The following is an 18226-nucleotide window of genomic DNA, read 5'->3' on the forward strand; positions in this document are numbered from 1 at the left end:
TGGCGCCCTGCCACTGTCCAAGCCCTGTCCATTTTCTGCAGGAAGCGTCATGCCCGACCACGCCCACACCCCACTGCCCGATGTGCTCGCCGGCCCGCTGCTGCGGCGCCTGGAGCCAGGCCGCCTGGTGCTGTGGCTGGTGGCCAGTCGCGAACTGAGCCTGCAACTGTGGCTGCAAGCCGGCGGCGAACAACCGCGCACGCTGGCTCTCGACACGCACTGCCGGCAGTTGCCCCTGGGCCGGCACGCCGTACTGCACCTGATCGACCTGCCTCTTGAGCAAGCACTCCCGCAGGACGAGCGCATTGCTTACGACCTGCAGATCGTCGCGAACGATGAAGTACGGGGCATGCGCGACTGGGCCCCACACCTGCTCCACGATGACACCGAGCACGCCGATTTCGTCCTGCGTTCGCGGGTCGACCAGTTGCTCCACGGCTCCTGCCGCAAACCGCACCATGCCGCTGACGATGGCCTGCTCTGCGCCGACCGCCTGCTGGCGGAACCGCACGATGCCAGTCAGCGCCCGGCCTTGCTGTTGATGAGCGGCGACCAGGTGTACGTGGACGACGTCGCCGGGCCGATGCTGTGCGCCATTCACCAACTGATCGCCCGCCTCGGCCTGTTCGACGAGAAGCTCGAAGGCGCCGTGGTCGAGGACAGCCAGTCCCTCTACGCCGATCCGGTCGGTTATTACCGGCGCGCCGAACTGCTGCCCGAGATAACCAGTAACCAGACCCTGCGCGACAAGTTCTTCGGCGGCGTGAAGAAGCCGATCTTCACCAGCAGCAGCGCCGACAATCACCTGGTGACCTTCGCCGAGATGATCGCCATGTACCTGCTGGTCTGGTCGCCAGTGCCCTGGACGCTGATCGAGGAAACGCCACCACCACTGGACGAGCAGCAGCGGCAGCGCTACGCCGACGAGCGCCAGCGCATCGATGCATTCCGCCAGAACCTCGGTCAGGCTGCACGGGTATTTGCCCATCTGCCGACGCTGATGATCTTCGACGACCACGACGTCACCGACGACTGGAACCTGTCGGCGCGCTGGGAGCAGACCGCCTACGGCCACCCGTTCTCCAAACGCATCATCGGCAACGCCCTGCTCGCCTACCTGCTGTGCCAGGGTTGGGGCAACAATCCGGACGTGTTCGATGAACTGCTGAGTGCCAGCAGCGAGCTACTGCAACAGCGTCAGGCGGATGACCACCTGCAGGCCAAGGCACAAGACGCGCTGATTGACCAACTGCTGCATTTCCAGCACTGGCACTACGTGCTGCCGACCACCCCGGCATTACTGGTGCTCGACACCCGCACGCGGCGCTGGCGCAGCGAAGGCCACCTGTCGAAACCTTCGGGGCTGATGGACTGGGAAGCGCTGTGCGACTTCCAGCAGGCGCTGCTCGACCACCCCAGCTGCATCATCGTCTCGGCCGCGCCGATGTTCGGCGTCAAGCTGATCGAGGGCATCCAGAAACTCTTCACCCTGGCCGGCCACCCCTTGATGGTCGATGCCGAAAACTGGATGGCTCACCGTGGCGCGGCCAGCGTGATGATGAACATCTTCCGCCACTCACGCACACCGGGGGACTTCGTCATCCTTTCCGGCGACGTGCACTACTCCTTCGTCTACCGCGTCAGCATTCGCCTGCGACGCAATAGCCCGACTATCTGGCAGATCACCAGCAGCGGCATCAAGAATGAATTCCCGCACAAGCTGCTGGACTGGTTCGACCGCCTCAACCGCTGGCTCTATGCGCCCTGGTCGCCACTCAACTGGCTGACCAAGCGCCGGCGCATGCGCGTTACCCCACTGATCCCCGATCGCAGTCGCTCGGGCGAACGCCTGTGGAACGCCGCCGGTCTCGGCCAGGTATTTTTCGACGAGCAGGGCCGCCCATCACGCATCCGCCATCTCAATGCCGATGGCTCGATACCGGTGACCTTCGCTGCAGAACGCGACGAGAGTCCGGCAGCGCAGCTCAGTCATGCTGAGCACAACGCAGCGCTGGAGGATCGCGGTGAAGGTCAACGCTGAACCGGGCCGCTGACCCGGTTGCCGGAGACCTCACCTATCGCAACTCACCGCCTCAGCGCAGCTTCTCCAGCATCTGGTAGTACCACATGCCTGCGGCCAGCATCGGGTTGCCGAGCTGGTCACCGAGCGGCACCTTGATGTGCTTGCAGGCGGCGAAGGTGTCGTACTGCTCCAGATCGCCAGTGATCGCCTTGGCCATGATCTCGCCCATGATGTGGCTGGTGGCGACGCCGTGGCCAGAGTAGCCCTGGCAGTACCAGACGTTGGACGACAGCTTGCCCAGCTGCGGGATGCGGTTCATCACGATACCCATGGCGCAGCTCCACTTAAAATCGATCTGCACACCCTTCAGTTGCGGGAAGGTGCGCTCGATGCACGGCCTTAGCTCGCCGGCGATGTCGCGTGAGTCGCGCCCGGAGTAGTTGGCGCCGCCGCCGAACAGCAGGCGGCCGTCGCCGGTCAGGCGGTAGTAGTCGAGCACGAAGCGGCAGTCGTATACCGCCAGGTCCTGCGGGTTGATCTCTTTCGCCAGCTCGCCCAGCGGCGCGGTGGTGACGATGCCGCCCATGGCCGGGAAGATCATGCCCTTGAGCTTGCGCCGCTCCAGCTTGTGGTAGACATCACCAGCCAGCAGCACCTGCTTGGCCTCGATCCGCCCGCCTATGGTGACCACTGCCGGGCGCGGGCCATGGACGATATCCAGCACTTCGGAGTGCTCGAAGATCAGCGCGCCCAGGCTCGTCGCAGCCTGCGCTTCACCGAGGCACAGGTTGAGCGGATGCAGGTGCATGTTGCGGGTGTTCTTGATCGCCCCGCAGTAAAGGTCGCTACCCAACTGAGCGCGTACACCGGCGCCATCGAGCAGACTCACTTCATCGCCCATGCCACGACGCTGTGCCTCGTCATAGCTGGCCTTGAGTTCGTCCATGTGACTGGGCTTCATCGCCGTATGCAGATGGCCGTGCTTGAGGTCGCAGGCGATGCCGTACCTGGCCACGCGACTCTTGATGATCTCGTGGCCGCGCCAGCGCAGGTGCCAGATGAAGTCGTCTACCTCCTCGCCCAAGCTGTTGCGCATCTGCTTGCGCATGGCTTCGTCGCCGGACAGGCTGCCGGTGACCTGGCCACCGTTGCGCCCGCTGGCGCCCCAGCCGACCTTGTTGGTTTCCACCACGGCCACCTTGAGGCCGCGCTCGGCCAGCTCCACCGCCGTGGCGATGCCGGTGAAGCCGCCACCGATGATGGCCACGTCCACCGTGTGCGTGCCCTGCAGCGTCGGGTAGTCGGACTCGAAGTTGAGCGATGCCGAGTAGTAGGAAGGCGCGCGTTCGGCAGCGGGTTTGACGGTGTGTGTGTTTGCGTTCATTGCATGTCCTTGGGGCGGCGGCACCGCCGTAGGGTGCGCCGTGCGCACCAGTAAATCCGGAGAGTTCGCGGCTAAAGCCGCTCCTACATGGGGTGCACACTTCGTAGGAGCGGCTTCAGCCGCGATGCTGTTCAGTCAGGCGTTGCCCAGGTACCAGCGCCAGTCCTGCTCGCCAACTTCGCCCATGAACTGGCGGTACTCGGCGCGCTTGATGGCGAGGAACACCTGAAGAAACTCGGCGCCGAAGGCATCGCGCGCCCAACTGGATTGCTCCATTGCCTGGATGGCCGCCGACCACTGGGTCGGCAGATACTCCGTGGCCTGGGCATAGCCGTTGCCCTCGATCGGCTCACCGGGGTCGAGCCGATCCCGAATGCCGCGATGAATACCGGCCAGGATCGCCGCCGCCGCGAGATAGGGGTTGGCGTCAGCGCCGCAAATACGGTGCTCGACGTGCCGGGTCTTGGCCGGGCCGCCCGGCACACGCAGGCTGACGGTGCGGTTATCCACACCCCAGCTCAAGGCCAACGGCGCGTAGCTGTTGGCCTGGAAACGTCGGTAGGAATTGGCGTTGGGGCAGAACAGCAGCAGCGAGTCGAGCAGGCTGGCGAGCATGCCGCCGACCGCGTGACGCAGCAGCGGCGTACCTGCTGGCTCCTCGCTGGCGAACAGGTTGTTGCCCTGCGCATCGGCCAGGCTCACATGCATGTGCATGCCAGTGCCGGCGATCTCGGCGAATGGTTTGGCCATGAAGCACGCCTGCATGCCATGGGCATGAGCCACGCCCTTGACCAAGCGCTTGTAACGCACCGCCTGATCCATCGCCGCCAGCACCGGTCCATGCTCCAGGGTGATTTCCACCTGGCCGGGGGCGTACTCGGAAATCGCCGTGCGCGCCGGAATGCCCTGGGCCTTGCAGGCGGCATAGAGGTCCTTGAGAAACGGTTCGATCTGCTCCAGCTCACGCAGGCCGTAGACCTGGGTTTGTCGTGGACGGCCGCCGTCAGCGTCCAGCGCCGGCTGCGGGCGACCTTGCGCGTCACGCCTCTGGTCGAGCAGGTAGAACTCCAGCTCGCAGGCCATCACCGGATGATAGCCGTCCGCCTCGAGCTGCTCGACCACCCGCACCAACAACTGACGCGGATCGGCCGGCGTAGCCGGCAGGCCCTCGCTCGGATGCATCGACACCTGCACCGCAGCAGTGGGAATCTGTCGCCAGGGCAGGCGCACCAGGCTACCGGGCAACGGGTAGGCACGGCAGTCGATATCGCCGACATCCCAGACCAGCCCCGTGTCTTCGACATCCTCGCCGAGAATGGACAGGCCGAGCATGGTGCTCGGCAGCGGGCGGCCACTCTGGTACAGCGCCAGCAACTCCTCGCGATGCAGCAGCTTGCCTCGCGGCACGCCATTGGCGTCGAGGATGAACAGCTCGATCAGTTCGATATCGGAGTTATCGGTCAGGAAAGCCTGGGCTTCCTGCACAGCAGCGAAAGTCGTCATATCGCACTCGCTTGCGCCAGTCGGGCGCTCGGTGTCCGCACGGCCCATCCGCTTTTCGGACAGGTTGCACAGGCAGACAATTGGGCATCAGCAGCTGCGGGCATGGCGCAGCCATCGGAATTCAGCGGGCGGGAACGACGTCCGGTGGGCGTGCGTGACGGCAATGCCACAGCGCCCAGAAGGCGAGAATGATCGTCAGCAGCGGGTTAAGCCGCTCCAACAGGCGCCTCCGCGCGGGTGCGCGGTACAGCGGAACATGGACTTGGCAGGCCAGGGAGATCATGGCTTTGGAGCGTCGCACAGGGTTTGACGTGCGTTAAATCGGGTTTTTCATACGCTTGGTTATGTGCCGGCTAAACATTCAAGCCGGCACTGCTTAACGCACATATCGAGCGGCGCAGCCTACGGCTCCGGCCGATAGCCCAGGCGCAGGCCGCCCCAGTGTCGCCCCCGCACCGTGATAGGCACCGACAGGTCGTGCATCAGCTCGCCGGTATCGCGCATGTAGGTCTGCAACAACAGCGCTTGGTTGTGGCTGCCGCAACGGATACCGGTGCGGTCGTTGAACAAGCGCTTGCCACGGCTGCGCGTCGCATCCACCGCCGGATCGCCGCTGGGCGGATGGTTGAACGCAGCGTTGTGAGTGGGCACGTAGCCTTCCGGCGTGGTGGAAATGGCGAAGACCAGTCCTTCATGGCGCTCGAGCAACGGCTCCTGCAAGGCCGGCAGCACCTGGTCAGCGTACTGATCGAAGCGCGTGCGGTATTTCTGCGGCTGGGTGCCGGCAATCGGCTGATAGTGGCGATCGAACAGGTCTTCGAGGCCGATACGTCCGGCCTGCAAGTCCTGCTCGAACTGCGCGGCGATGGTAGCAGCGCCTTCACGCGCCAGGTCATAGGCACGCTGGTGGTAATCATCCAGCCCCACCTCGGCGAGTTGCTCGCTGACCGTCTCGGCCTGGCCGACCAGCTGTTCGGCAGCATCGGCCAGTTGTCGCGTCTGCTCTTCACTGCCCTGTACGTCGTCCTGCAACTGCAAGGCGGCGGCTGACAGGCTGGCCAGGCGCTGGTGATTGTCCGCAGTGCCGGCACTGATCTGCGCCACCTGCTGCTCGACTTCCTCGGCCTGGTCGGCAATGCCGTGCAAGCGGCTGCCGGCGGTCTCGATCTGCTGCGCAGCCTGCTCCAGCTCGACGCTCTGGCGCTGGATGTGATCGACCACCGCCGCGCTCTGCTGACGGATGTCGGCGACCATCTGGCTGACTTCCTCGGTGGCCGTGGCGGTGCGCGCGGCCAGATTGCGCACCTCATCGGCGACCACGGCGAAGCCACGGCCCATTTCCCCGGCGCGGGCCGCTTCGATGGCGGCATTGAGCGCCAGCAGGTTGGTCTGGCTGGCGATGGACTGGATCACCTGGGTGACCTGCTCGATCTGTTCGGTGCGGCTGCCCAGACCATCGATCAACTCGCGGCTGGCCAGGGTCTGGGCGCTGAGCTGCTGCATTCGGCCAATGGCCTGATTGAGCTCGGCCTGGCCGCTGGCACTGGCCTCGCGCACATGCCGGGCCGCACTCAGGGTGTGCTCGGCACGGGCGGCGCTGTCCTGCTCGGTATGGGTAATGGCTTCAGCGGCCTGGCTGACCTGCTGCACCGCCGCCAGTTGCGACTGCAGCCGTTCGGCCAGGTGCTTGACCGCATGGGCAACCTTGGCCGCAGAGAGTGCGTTATGGCAGGTATGACGCGACAGGCCGCGGCTTAGCTCGACGAAATCGCCAGCCGACGTCTGCCGGGGCGCAGATACAGGTTCGTCGCGACGCTGCCAAGGGCCAAGCCAGGGCCACAGCGCCAGCAGCAGGAAGGACGGCACACTGACATAGACAGGTAATTGCACCTGCTGATAGACCAGCATCAGACCGGCAAGCCCGAGGGCATGCAACAGACAGGCGACAGGTGTTCGAATGAAAGCAGCTTGCATGACCGACCTCAGAGTTCTTGTTCTGGTGCGCGGCGAGGCGCTGTAGGCGGACGAAGTCACGACGGGGTCTCCCCTTGAATATCCCACGCAACCTGGGCAGCAGGCTACGTGGAAGGCAGGCCCGACGAACAACAACGGGCACGATGACTGGAATTCGAGCAGCTCGGAAGCGCCAGCACCATCGCACTTTGGTAGCACCATGCCATGAATTTGGCCCGCCCTACCCTAATGCCAGTCAGTTAAGCCTAAATGCACCGACACTGTAGGAGTGGCGCCCCGCCGCGACCCCGTACGACGCGGACTCGAAGCGCTTCGCCCCGGGGCGGGACTGCTACGCGGGGGCTTATCCGATCAGCATTACGCCCTACCCCATGACGCGATGGCGCTGGACGAAACGTCGGTCGAGCCAGTCCTTGCAGCGCCCGTAGAGCTGCCCGCCCGCACTCCAGTCGTGCCAGCCGAGCAGCGCACCGCCATCGCCGGTGGCCAGTAGCGCCAAACTCTGCCACTGCGCGCGGTACTGGCGCAGCGGGCGGTTGAGCAGAGCCGCCTGCAGGTTGGCGGCCAGCACGGGCGCCTGGCGCACCGCGAAGCGACCACTACGACGCATGCCATCGAGGCTGGCGCTGTCGCCAACGGCGAAGATCTGCGCATGCGATTCACATTGCAGGGTCGGACGGATGGCGATGAAACCGGCGCTATCGCTGGCCAGCTGACTCGCCGTCAACCATGGCCAGGGACGCGCGCCGCTGGCCAGCAACAGGCGGCGTCCGCGCCACACGGGTTCGTCACCGCTGAGCAGCCAGTCATCCTCGATGCGGCCGATCGGACAATGCTCACGCACCTGCACGCCACGCTGACGCAGATGGCCCAGCGCACGCAGGCGCAGCCCCGGCGACAACCCATCGAGCAATGCACCACCGCAGAACAACGCCAGCGCCGGCACCTTGTCGGCCAGCGCCAATGACAGTTCCACTCCACCGGCACCACCGCCGAGAATTGCCATACGCCGGGGTTCGGCCTGCCACTGCTGCCAACCTTCGAGCAGCCGGTCGATCGGGCGGGCAGCCAGCACCTGCATGGCATCACCCTGCTGCGGCGGTATGGCCATGCCGGCGCCGACGTTGAGCGACAGCCACTCGCACTGCAGTTCGCGGCCATCGCCAAGCTGCAGACGCCGGTTGTCCGCATCGAGCGCAGCAATATCGCCCTCGATCAGCTCGACCTTGGCCGCCTGACACAGTGGCAGCAGTTCCACACGGCAGTCGGCGGCACTGAAACGGCCACTGATCAGCCCCGGCAACATACCGGCGTACCAGGCCTCGGGGCCCAGGCTGAGCAAGCCGATCCGGCCTGGCGGACGCTCCACCAGGGCCCAGCGGCGCAGCACGCCAAGGTGAGCGTGACCGGCTCCGGCCAATATCAGGTCGTACTGGGTCATGCTTTTTTCAATCCGTCGCGGTATTGGCTCGGCGTTTGCCCGGTCCAGCGTTTGAAGGCCCGGCCAAAGCTGCTGCTGTCGCTGAAACCGAGCAGATAGGCAATCTCGCTGATCGAACAGCGCGGGTCACGCATATGCTGCAGCGCCAGGGTATGGCGCGTGTCTCCGAGCAGGGCTTCGTAGCTGGTGCCCTCGTCCGCCAGGTGCCGCTGCAGGCTACGCAGACTCAGGTGCAGGGCCTGGGCGATGCGCTCGGCCGAGGGCTCGCCATCTGGCAGCTGAGCCAACAGAAAGTTGCGTACCTGCTCACTGCAACTGGCTACCTGCAGCTGCTCCAGGCTGCGTCTGAGCACCGTTTCGTTGTGCTCGGCCAGTTCCGGATTGCCATCGTCCAGGCGTTGCTCGAAAACATCGCGGGGAAAGCGCAGCAGGCTTTCCTCGGCGTCGAACTGCAGCGGAGCGCGAAACACCGCCTGCCAGGGTCCGGGATCGAGCGGGCGCGGACGCTGCAGCTGTACCAGCAGCGGGGCGAAATCCCGGCTCAGGCGGTTGCGGCAACTGCGCACGTAGATCGCGGCAAAGGCATCCAGCGCTTCAGGCGCCGGCATCGGGCTGCCGGGCGGGACGCGGAAACGAAACTCGTAAACATCGTCCACCTGGCGCAGCTCCAGCTGCAAGGCATCGCTGACCACCCGGTGATAGCGCACGATGCGCTCGAACATCTCGCGCAGGCTGCTGCTGGCGATCAGCGCATAACCCAGGGCATGGAAGGTGGTCGGGCTGACGAACTGCGAGGTCTTCAGGCCCAGCGCCGGGTCACCACTGGCCGCCACCGCCAGTTGCCACAGGCGGGTGGTCACCGACAGCGGGCAACGCGCGTTGGGATCATCCAGCAGCGCAGGGTCGAGCCCGGCCTCGCGGCACAGCGCGTTGCTGTCCAGGCCAAGAGCGTCGAGCTGCTTGCGCAGAGCGCGGGTCCAGCTGGCCAGGGTGGAGGGTTCGGCGGTCATGCAGATTGGCGTATCCGGTAGGCAGGTTGGCGTGCTCGGTCGGGCGCTCTGACGACCGTCACGGCACAGTGAAGTCACACCCCAATAACAAGAGGATGTCGGCATGTCCCCCTCCCCCGCAAGCCTTAATGATCAGCAACGCGCCGCGCATATCCGCGAACAGGTGATGGCCCACGGCAATGCGCTGCGCCAGCGCTACCCGATCCTGCAGCATCAGGACGCACTCGGGGCCGGTATCCTGGCCTTCGCCCTGCTCGGCATGATCGGCTCGGCAGCCCTGTATATCGGCGGCCAGTTGCCCTGGTGGGCGTGCCTGTTACTCAACGCCTTCTTCGCCTCGCTGACTCACGAGCTGGAACACGACCTGATCCACTCGATGTACTTCCGCAAGCGCCCGGTGCCACACAACCTGATGCTGGCGCTGGTCTGGCTGGCCCGACCGAGCACCATCAACCCCTGGGTACGCCGGCACCTGCACCTGAACCATCACAAGGTGTCCGGCAGCGAAGCCGATACCGAGGAGCGCGCCATCACCAACGGCGAACCCTGGGGCATCGCCCGCCTGCTGATGGTCGGCGACAATATGATGAGTTCGTTCATCCGCTGGTTACGGGCGAAGAATCCTGCCCACCGCAGGCTGATCCTCAGCCGCACGCTGAAAGTCTACGCGCCGCTAGGCCTGCTCAACTGGGCGACCTGGTACCTGTTCCTCGGCTTCCATCTGCTGGACTGGGCCAGCGCTGCCCTCGGCGCGCCCATCGCCTGGTCGGCCAGTACGCTGAGCCTGATGGAGGTGGTGAATATCGCCGTGGTGGTACTGGTCGGCCCCAATGTGCTGCGCACCTTCTGCCTGCACTTCGTCAGTTCCAACATGCACTACTACGGTGATGTCGAGCCGGGCAACGTGATCCAGCAGACCCAGGTGCTCAACCCCTGGTGGTTGTGGCCGCTACAGGCGTTCTGCTTCAACTTCGGAAGCAGCCATGCGATCCACCATTTCGTGGTCAAGGAACCCTTCTACATTCGCCAGCTCAGCGTGCCCTTCGCACACCGGGTGATGCGCGAGATGGGCGTGCGCTTCAACGACTTCGGCACCTTCACCCGCGCCAATCGCTGGACCCGCCGCGGGCAAGCGCAGGAACAACGCACCCAGACCGCCTGATGCCCTCACGACAGCGGCGCCACGCGCGCCGCGATGTCGCCCTGGCTTCCCCGCATATTCTTCCTGGTGGATGAGACTCGTCGCGCAATCAGCAGGCCGACAGTCAGCTAGAATTCATCTGCGCCTGACCGTTCCCACAAGACAGAGCAGCGTCCACTGGACACTGGCGCCCTCGCAGTAGCAATGAGGCGCCCGGATGCTTCACCCATTTCGCTCACTGATGACGCTACTTTGCCTGGTCTGCATGCTGCCGACCTGGGCGAATGCTGCGTTGCCGCTGCTCCAGCTCGGCGCAACCGATCTGGACGAGCCCGTGAGCATCGAACGCAGCCTGTTGCTCGAAGACCCCAGCGCTCAACTGACCGCAAGCGAGGTGCTGCAACGCATCGAGGCGCAGGGCAGAGCAATCGAGGGCACACCCCGTATCGGTTACACCCGCAGCGCCTGGTGGATGGCCTTTCGGATACAGGCACCTGCGGCCGAACGCCTGCAGTTGATCGTCGGCCAGACATTTCTCGACGATCTGGAAGTCTGGCTGTACGACGCAGAGCGCCCCCTGGGGCCGCTCTACAGTGGCTCGAAGCGCCCCTTCAGCGAGCGCGGCGAGCCCTATCCACAATTTCTGCTCAACCTGCCACGCCTGGACGATGGTGCTCATACCCTGCTGGTGCGGGTGCAGAGTCATTCGGCGATCAACCTGCCCCTGCAACTGGTCGGCGCCGCACAGGGCCAGCAACTGATCGCTCATGGCTGGCTGCGCAGCGGCCTGCTGGTCGGCGCGCTGCTGGCCCTGGCGCTGTTCTACCTGATCCGCTACAGCACGTTGCGCGAGTGGCCGCTGGCCTGTTTCGGTCTGACCTCGCTGAGCACCGCACTGTACAACGCCAGTATCTACAACCTCACCGGGCTGCTCTGGCCGCAGTGGCCGGTGCTGCCGAAGCTGCTGGTCAACCTGCCCACCGCCGGCATGATGATCTTCAGCTCGCTGTTCATCGCCAGCGCCCTCGGCCTGCGCCTGAAGCGCCTGCGCTGGCTGCGCGACGCACTGTTCGCCGCCAGCCTGCTGGTCAGCGTCGGCGGCCTGCTGGTGGATCATCCGCGCGCCTATGAGGTGCTGAACCTACTGATCCTGGCCACCGGCCTGTACCAGTTGCTGCTCCTGATCATCGGTGTCCGCCAGCGCCGCCCGTACGCGCCCGGCTACCTGCTGTGCTGGAGCGCGGCCCTGATCCTGATGCTGCTGGTGCCGCTGGGCCGTGCCGCGTTGGTCCCGCTGCCTGCGGGCTTCTACGCCATGTACGCCTACTTGCCGGCCCTGAGCATGCTGCTGTTCGGCGCCCTGCTGGACAAACAGCTGGAACGCGTACGCCGTGTGCTGATGAGCAGCCAGGCTCAGGCCATCGACAATCTGGCGCAGTACCAGGCGCTGTTCCGTCACAGCGGTGAAGGCATTTTCCGCTGCCATCGCGATGGCCAGATGCAAGAAGCTAATCCCAGCCTGGCGCGCCTGCTGGGCCGCGAGAAACTGCCGGAGAACCTCGGCGAACTCTCCCTGCCCACCCTGGTCGGCGAATCGCAGTGGCATGAGTTGCTGTCGCAGCTGGATGCGCAGAACGGGACGGCCAACTGCGAGTGTCAGCTGTATGACCTCGAACAGCGCCCGCGCTGGGTCTATCTGTCGCTGCACCTGCGCCAGCATCAGGACTGCATCGAAGGCATAGTGGTCGACCTCAGCGAGCGCCGCGCGCTGGAGGAGCGTCTGCAGCAACTGGCCGCCCATGACGCGCTGACCGGCCTGCTCAATCGCCGTGAGTTGGAGCGATTGCTCTCGGAGACCCTCAGCGGCGGCGCCAGGCAGCGCTTCAGCCACTTGTTGCTGCTGGGGCTGGATCGCTTCAAGCAGGTCAACGACCTCTGCGGACATTCCGCCGGCGACCAGTTGCTCAAGCAGCTGGCCAGCCAGTTACTGCATCAGCTACCGCGGCATGCGCAGCTGGCCCGGGTTGGCGGTGACGAATTCGCCGTGCTCCTGCGCGAGGTGGACGACGAGGCCGCGCTGAGCCAGGCCGAGCAGTTGCGCCGCAGCGTCGAGCAATTCCTCTTTACCTGGCAAGGGCGCCCATTCCGCCTGCACACCAGCATCGGCATGCTTGCCCTTGGCTCAGGCGTGCGCGACTGGGAAACCGCACTCAATTGGGCCAGCAGCGCCAGCCAACTGGCCAAGCATCAGGGGCGCAACCGCGTGCAGCAGTTCAACCCGGCCGATGGCGCCCTGCTCGAGCACCAGCGCCAGCTGCAATGGATAACCCGCCTGCGCGAAGCCACCGAACGCGGCCATTTCGAGCTGTTCTTCCAGCCGGTACGGGCGCTGCAGCAGGCTTCGAGCGGCCTGCATTACGAGGTGCTGCTGCGTTATCGCGACCCGCAAAGTGGCGACTGGATCAGTCCCGCGCAGTTTCTCGACGCGGCAGCGCGCTATGACTTTCTCGGCGCCATCGATCGCTGGGTGATCCAGCACCTGTGCGCGTGGCTGGCCGCCAACCCAGGACATCTGGCGCAACTGTCTCAGGTCAACGTCAACCTCAGCGCCAGCTCTCTGCTCGATAGCAGCTTCCACCGCCTGCTGCAGGAGGAACTGCAGCAGCATGGCCTACCACCCGGCAAGCTGTGCATCGAGGTCACGGAAATGGTGGCCCTGGGCGAGCTGGGCGTATCCGCACAATGGATAGAGGAGCTGCGCAGCCAGGGCCTGAGAATCGCCCTGGACGACTTCGGCAGCGGCTTCGCCTCCTACGCCTACCTGCGCCATCTACCGCTGGACATTCTCAAGATCGACGGCAGCTTCATCAGCGGTATCGAGCACGATCCGATCAACCAGGCCATGGTTGGCTCGATGCGCCAGATCGCCGGCCAGCTCGGCCTGCTCACCGTCGCCGAGTTCGTCGAGACCCAGGCCAGCCTGGACTGTCTGCGCCGCCTCGGCATCGACTATGCGCAGGGTTACTTCGTCGGTCGCCCGCAGCCGCTGAGCCAGCTGGCTGACGGGGTCCGCCGTCACGGCACTCAGGAAGCCTGATAGAGCTCCGCTGGCAAACGTTCGAGCACCGCCGGATCCAAGCGCAGCATGCGCACGCAACGCGCATCGGCCAGGCTGCTCGGCAGCTGGTTGGCTGGCAGCGCCAACAGCAGGCCGCTGAGGTTGAGCACCAATGCCTCGCGCGAGAAGACGCCGCTGCCCAGGCCGTAAAATGCCGCGATCAATTCACGCAAACCGAAAGGCAGGCGCCAGCGAATCCGCAACGCGGAGCCGAAGCTGGCCGCCCGCCGCTGCATGGCATCGTCGATCTGCTCGTTGCTCAGTTCGCCACCTGCCTCCTGCCAGTCCTGCAGGCTGCGCAACACGGCCAATTCACCCAGGTTGTGCAACAGACCCGCGGTGTAGCAAAGCTCGGCGTCGAGCTTCAGCTCACTTGCCAGCCACCGCGCCAGATCGGCGCTACGCCTGGCCCGCTGCCAGGTATACGTGGCCAGCTCGGCCAGACGCGGATCACGCAACTGCACATTGCGCTGCAGGGCCAGCCCCAGCACCAGGTTCAACGTGCGCGCCACACCCAGGCGCTGTAGCGCATGGGCGAGCGTGTGGCAGGGCACGCCCTGATGCTGCGCAGCGGTATTGGCAGCGGCGATCAGCAGAGCGGTGATCTGCGGGTCGGCGCCGAACACCGCCTCCAGTTCACCCAGATCCCGCTCGCCGGCCTGCAGGCCCTGACTGACAGCATTGCGTACATCGCTGAGCAGCGGCGCACCCTGCCCTTCCTCACGCACCGTGTCGAGAAAGTCACGCAGCTCGCTGACCAGCAGCGGCACCGGCAACAGGAGCTCGCCGACTGGCGAGGGCAACAGCCCACGCAGACGCTGACGCAGACTCTCGGCATTGAAGGGCTTGGCCAGGTAGGCACTGGGGGCAAGCGGGCGGGCAGCGCGCACGCTACTGGCATCCAGGCGACCGCTGATCAATACGAAGGGCAGAGCCGGTGTACGCGGATGACGGCGCAACTGACGCAGCAACTCGACGCCATCGAGCCCCGGCAGTTCACCGTCGGCGATCACCAGATCAGGCAGACGCCGCTTGCAGCGCGCCAGCGCAGCCTGGCCATCACTGACCTGCAACACGCGTGCATCACCTCGCACGTCGAGCACCAATTGCTGCAGCAGATTGGACGTCCAGGGATCAGCCTCGGCGATCAGGACTTCCACGGGATGGGCTGAAGCGGTCATGCGAGCCTCTGGACGGGTGGCGAAGGTGGATGCCAGAACCCACATACGCCTGCATCCACTGCAAACCTGAGGAAGAGGTCAGTTCCCTGGCAACGCCGCAGTCTAAACCGGGGCTTTGCATCACGTCAGCTGCATCAGGCCATTGTGCGCAAAAATTTGCACGAGGGCGTCGCGCAGCAGCGCCTGCCATGACCAGCAAGCACCCAGACACATTCATGACGTGCGATGGCCCGGGTAGAAATAAAAAAGCCCGCCGGTAAGGGCGGGCTTCTTCGACAGGTAGCCGATCAATTACTTGATCTTGGCTTCCTTGTAGATCACGTGCTTACGTACGACCGGATCGAATTTCTTGATTTCGATCTTGTCGGGGGTAGTGCGCTTGTTCTTGTCGGTGGTGTAAAAGTGGCCGGTACCGGCGCTGGACACCAAACGGATCAGTTCACGCATGACTCTCTCCTTAAACCTTTTCGCCGCGAGCGCGCAGCTCAGCCAGCACTACGTCGATGCCACGCTTGTCGATGACGCGCATGCCTTTGGCAGATACGCGCAGACGCACGAAGCGCTTCTCGGACTCGACCCAGAAGCGATGGTGCTGCAGGTTCGGCAGGAAACGACGACGGGTTTTGTTGTTTGCGTGGGAAATGTTGTTCCCGGTTACCGGACCCTTACCGGTAACTTGACAGACTCTCGACATGCCTCAGCCCTCTAAAACCACATGCCCAACCCGGCATGGGTTGGCCGCTTAAACTCAATGTCATTGGCGCTCAGCGCCGCGTTTCTCGAGGGTCTTACCGGGCGCACTGGATAGCGCAAGAACCGGGCCCCTAGAAAAGAGCGCTGCTTTATACCAGAAAGCCCCAGGGGCAACAAGGGAAAGCGCAGGATAAAAAGTCAGGCCAGAACCGCGAACGCCCCAGGGAGCGAGCCCTTCAAGCCTCTATCCCGATTCGACCGCTCGTCGCCTCGCAAAGGTATTCAGCACCCGGCAAATCGACTAGGGTTGCAGACTTGCCATCTACACAAGGAATGAGGAGCCCCCATGCGCCTGCTGCTCGCCACTTTGCTGTGCACCCCGATTCTTGTCCAGGCCGCGACCCTCAGCGTGTGTACCGAGGCCAGTCCGGAGGGCTTCGACGTGGTGCAGTACAACTCGCTGACCACCACCAACGCATCGGCCGACATGCTGATGAACCGTCTGGTGGAGTTCGACGCCGAGCGCGGTGAACTGCTGCCGAGCCTGGCGCGTAGCTGGTCGGTCTCCGCCGACGGTCTGACCTACGACTTCCAGCTGCGCGATGACGTGCATTTTCACCGTAGCGCCGACTTCACCCCCAGCCGCAACCTGAACGCCGAGGACGTACTGTTCAGCTTCCAGCGCATGCTCGACTCCGCGCATCCCTGGCACAACGTCGCTGCCAGCGGTTATCCACACGCCCAGTCGATGCAGTGGCCGAGCCTGATCGCCAAGGTCGAGGCAACGGACACCCACAGCGTGCGCATCACCCTGAATCGTCGCGATGCCACCTTCCTCGCCACTCTGAGCATGGGCTTCGCCTCGATCTATCCGGCCGAGTACGCCGAGCAACTGCTTGCAGCCGGCACGCCGGAGAAGCTCAACAACGCGCCAATCGGCACTGGCCCCTTCATTTTCGAGCGTTTCCAGAAGGATGCCGTGGTCCGCTACCGCGCCAATCCGGACTACTTCGCCGGTAAACCTGCGGTGGACAAGGTGGTCTTCGCCATCACCCCGGACAGCAACGTGCGTTTGCAGAGACTGCGCCGCGGCGAGTGCCATATCGCCCTGTCGCCGAAGCCACAGGACGTGCAGGCCATCGCTGACGACACCAAGCTGAAAAGCGCGCAGACCGCCGCTTTCATGACCGCATTCGTCGGCGTCAACAGTCAGCACCCACCACTGGACAAGCCGCAGGTACGCCAGGCCATCAACCTGGCGTTCGACAAGGCCAGCTACGTCAAGGCCGTGTTCGAAGGCAGTGCCGAGCCGGCCAATGGCCCTTACCCGCCCAATACCTGGAGCTACGCCCGCGAGCTGCCCGGTTACGCCCATGAGCCGGAGAAAGCCCGCGCCCTGCTCACCGAGGCCGGCCTGGCGGACGGTTTCAAGACCACCATCTGGACGCGCCCGAGCGGCAGCCTGCTCAACCCCAACCCCAGCCTAGGCGCGCAATTGCTGCAAGCCGACCTGGCCAAGGTCGGCATCGATGCCGAGATTCGCGTGATCGAATGGGGCGAACTGATCCGCCGGGCCAAGGCCGGCGAGCATGACCTGCTGTTCATGGGCTGGGCCGGCGACAACGGTGACCCGGACAACTTCCTCACCCCGCAATTCGCCTGCGCCTCGGTCGAGTCCGGCCTCAACTTCGCCCGCTATTGCGACAAAGCACTGGACAAGCTGATCGCCGACGGCAAGACCAGCAACGACCAGGCCGAACGCAGCCGCCTCTACCAACAGGCGCAGAAGGTCATCCAGGAGCAGGCATTGTGGCTGCCACTGGCCCACCCCACCGCCTTCGCACTACTCAGCGACAAGGTACAAGGCTACAAGGTCAGCCCGTTCGGCCGGCAGGATTTTGCCTCGGTACAAATGTCGCCGTAAGTCGTCAACATGGTGGGCTAAAGCCCACCCTACGCAATGTAGGAGCGGATTTATCCGCGATGGGGCGGGCACCGAGCCGCCAGGATCGCGGATAAATCCGCTCCTACCGTCAGTGCGCCGCCCCTACATCCAGCCCAGCTCGGCCATCGACAGCGGCTCGCCCTCACCGACGATGAAGTGATCGAGCACACGCACCTCGACCAGCGCCAGCGCGTCCTTGAGCCGTTGGGTCAGCACGCGATCAGCCTGGCTCGGCTCGGAGACACCGGAAGGGTGGTTGTGCGTGAGGATGACCGCCGCCGCATTGTTGGCCAGCGAACGTTTGACCACCTGCCGGGGGTACACGCTGGCACTGTCTATGCTGCCGCGAAACAGCACCTCGAAGGCCAGCACGCGGTGCTTGGCATCGAGGAACAGGCAGCCGAACACCTCATGCGGTTCATGGCGCAGCTGCGCCTTGAGGTAATCGCGCACCGCCTGCGGGCTTTCCAGCGCCGAATCGCGGCGCAGACGCTCGGCCAGATGCCGCCTGGCCATCTCCAGCACCGCCTGTAATTGCGCGTACTTGGCCGGACCGAGGCCGAGATGCTGACTGAAGTCAGGCAACTCGGCCTCCAGCAATGTGCGCAGGCTGCCGAACTCGTTGAGCAGACGCCGCGCCAGATCCACCGCACTGCAGCCGGACACGCCGGTACGCAGGAAGATCGCCAGCAACTCGGCATCGGTCAGCGCAGCAGCGCCCTGTGCCAGCAGTTTTTCCCGCGGACGCTCCGCCGCGGGCCAATCACGAATGCTCATGCACACCTCCCTGTACAGCACCTCTAAAAACTATCT

Annotated in this window: 13 protein-coding genes; 4 read left to right on the forward strand and 9 right to left on the reverse strand. The window is 64.6% G+C overall.

Going from position 1 to position 18226, the window contains the following annotated elements; all coding sequences use genetic code 11:
- The first annotated feature begins 49 nt into the window (after positions 1-49).
- A complete protein-coding gene (locus ACJRW5_RS21375; protein WP_484572502.1) occupies positions 50-2041 on the forward strand; it encodes a metallophosphoesterase family protein in 1992 nt (663 codons plus the stop codon).
- Between the two features lie 52 nt (positions 2042-2093).
- On the opposite strand, the gene ACJRW5_RS21380 is transcribed toward ACJRW5_RS21375, so the two are convergent.
- The 5 genes from ACJRW5_RS21380 to ACJRW5_RS21400 form a co-directional block, all read right to left on the reverse strand.
- Positions 2094-3407, reverse strand: coding sequence for an NAD(P)/FAD-dependent oxidoreductase (locus tag ACJRW5_RS21380; RefSeq protein ID WP_484572503.1), 1314 nt, complete (start codon positions 3405-3407; stop codon positions 2094-2096).
- A 135-nt stretch (positions 3408-3542) separates the two neighbouring features.
- Positions 3543-4910 carry a glutamine synthetase family protein gene (locus tag ACJRW5_RS21385; RefSeq protein ID WP_484572504.1) on the reverse strand — a complete coding sequence of 456 codons (1368 nt, stop codon included), beginning with the start codon at positions 4908-4910 and terminating at the stop codon, positions 3543-3545.
- Between the two features lie 402 nt (positions 4911-5312).
- Positions 5313-6884, reverse strand: a complete 1572-nt coding sequence (locus ACJRW5_RS21390; RefSeq protein WP_484572505.1) for a methyl-accepting chemotaxis protein — start codon at positions 6882-6884, stop codon at positions 5313-5315.
- A 364-nt stretch (positions 6885-7248) separates the two neighbouring features.
- Positions 7249-8325, reverse strand: coding sequence for an FAD-dependent oxidoreductase (locus tag ACJRW5_RS21395; RefSeq protein WP_484572506.1), 1077 nt, complete (start codon positions 8323-8325; stop codon positions 7249-7251).
- Positions 8322-9335 carry an AraC family transcriptional regulator gene (locus ACJRW5_RS21400; RefSeq protein WP_484572559.1) on the reverse strand — a complete coding sequence of 338 codons (1014 nt, stop codon included), beginning with the start codon at positions 9333-9335 and terminating at the stop codon, positions 8322-8324. Before ACJRW5_RS21400 ends, ACJRW5_RS21395 begins: the two co-directional genes overlap by 4 nt.
- A 103-nt stretch (positions 9336-9438) precedes the next feature.
- Between ACJRW5_RS21400 and ACJRW5_RS21405 the strand changes: the two genes are divergently transcribed.
- Both ACJRW5_RS21405 and ACJRW5_RS21410 read left to right on the forward strand, forming a co-directional pair.
- A complete protein-coding gene (locus ACJRW5_RS21405; protein ID WP_484572507.1) occupies positions 9439-10497 on the forward strand; it encodes a fatty acid desaturase in 1059 nt (352 codons plus the stop codon).
- A gap of 196 nt (positions 10498-10693) precedes the next feature.
- Positions 10694-13573 carry an EAL domain-containing protein gene (locus ACJRW5_RS21410; protein ID WP_484572508.1) on the forward strand — a complete coding sequence of 960 codons (2880 nt, stop codon included), beginning with the start codon at positions 10694-10696 and terminating at the stop codon, positions 13571-13573.
- On the opposite strand, the gene ACJRW5_RS21415 is transcribed toward ACJRW5_RS21410, so the two are convergent.
- The 3 genes from ACJRW5_RS21415 to rpmB all read right to left on the reverse strand — a co-directional run bounded on the left by ACJRW5_RS21415 (position 13561) and on the right by rpmB (position 15469).
- Entirely contained in the window at positions 13561-14775 is a 1215-nt protein-coding gene (locus ACJRW5_RS21415; protein ID WP_484572509.1) for an HDOD domain-containing protein, read from the reverse strand. The two genes, ACJRW5_RS21410 and ACJRW5_RS21415, sit on opposite strands and share 13 nt — an antisense overlap.
- A gap of 291 nt (positions 14776-15066) precedes the next feature.
- A complete protein-coding gene (gene rpmG / locus ACJRW5_RS21420) occupies positions 15067-15222 on the reverse strand; it encodes a 50S ribosomal protein L33 (protein ID WP_003457707.1) in 156 nt (51 codons plus the stop codon).
- A 10-nt stretch (positions 15223-15232) separates the two neighbouring features.
- Positions 15233-15469: a 50S ribosomal protein L28 gene (gene rpmB / locus ACJRW5_RS21425; RefSeq protein WP_003242523.1), complete on the reverse strand. Its 237-nt coding sequence runs from the start codon at positions 15467-15469 to the stop codon at positions 15233-15235.
- A 345-nt stretch (positions 15470-15814) separates the two neighbouring features.
- On the opposite strand from rpmB, the gene ACJRW5_RS21430 reads away from it, so the two are divergent.
- A complete protein-coding gene (locus ACJRW5_RS21430) occupies positions 15815-17392 on the forward strand; it encodes an ABC transporter substrate-binding protein (protein ID WP_484572510.1) in 1578 nt (525 codons plus the stop codon).
- Between the two features lie 123 nt (positions 17393-17515).
- On the opposite strand, the gene radC is transcribed toward ACJRW5_RS21430, so the two are convergent.
- Positions 17516-18190 (reverse strand): RadC family protein, encoded by a 675-nt coding sequence (gene radC, locus ACJRW5_RS21435; protein ID WP_484572511.1) that lies wholly within the window; start codon positions 18188-18190, stop codon positions 17516-17518.
- Positions 18191-18226: the final 36 nt, after the last annotated feature.

The sequence above is a fragment of the Pseudomonas pichavaramensis genome, from assembly GCF_050473265.1.
Taxonomy (GTDB): Bacteria; Pseudomonadota; Gammaproteobacteria; order Pseudomonadales; family Pseudomonadaceae; genus Aquipseudomonas.

What these genes read in the sequence shown, in the direction of transcription:
- ACJRW5_RS21375 (WP_484572502.1), top strand. Translation starts at nt 50, where the DNA reads ATGCCCGACCACGCCCACACCCCACTGCCCGATGTGCTCGCCGGCCCG.
- ACJRW5_RS21380 (WP_484572503.1), bottom strand. Translation starts at nt 3,407, where the DNA reads ATGAACGCAAACACACACACCGTCAAACCCGCTGCCGAACGCGCGCCT.
- ACJRW5_RS21385 (WP_484572504.1), bottom strand. Translation starts at nt 4,910, where the DNA reads ATGACGACTTTCGCTGCTGTGCAGGAAGCCCAGGCTTTCCTGACCGAT.
- ACJRW5_RS21390 (WP_484572505.1), bottom strand. Translation starts at nt 6,884, where the DNA reads ATGCAAGCTGCTTTCATTCGAACACCTGTCGCCTGTCTGTTGCATGCC.
- ACJRW5_RS21395 (WP_484572506.1), bottom strand. Translation starts at nt 8,325, where the DNA reads ATGACCCAGTACGACCTGATATTGGCCGGAGCCGGTCACGCTCACCTT.
- ACJRW5_RS21400 (WP_484572559.1), bottom strand. Translation starts at nt 9,335, where the DNA reads ATGACCGCCGAACCCTCCACCCTGGCCAGCTGGACCCGCGCTCTGCGC.
- ACJRW5_RS21405 (WP_484572507.1), top strand. Translation starts at nt 9,439, where the DNA reads ATGTCCCCCTCCCCCGCAAGCCTTAATGATCAGCAACGCGCCGCGCAT.
- ACJRW5_RS21410 (WP_484572508.1), top strand. Translation starts at nt 10,694, where the DNA reads ATGCTTCACCCATTTCGCTCACTGATGACGCTACTTTGCCTGGTCTGC.
- ACJRW5_RS21415 (WP_484572509.1), bottom strand. Translation starts at nt 14,775, where the DNA reads ATGACCGCTTCAGCCCATCCCGTGGAAGTCCTGATCGCCGAGGCTGAT.
- rpmG (WP_003457707.1), bottom strand. Translation starts at nt 15,222, where the DNA reads ATGCGTGAACTGATCCGTTTGGTGTCCAGCGCCGGTACCGGCCACTTT.
- rpmB (WP_003242523.1), bottom strand. Translation starts at nt 15,469, where the DNA reads ATGTCGAGAGTCTGTCAAGTTACCGGTAAGGGTCCGGTAACCGGGAAC.
- ACJRW5_RS21430 (WP_484572510.1), top strand. Translation starts at nt 15,815, where the DNA reads ATGCGCCTGCTGCTCGCCACTTTGCTGTGCACCCCGATTCTTGTCCAG.
- radC (WP_484572511.1), bottom strand. Translation starts at nt 18,190, where the DNA reads ATGAGCATTCGTGATTGGCCCGCGGCGGAGCGTCCGCGGGAAAAACTG.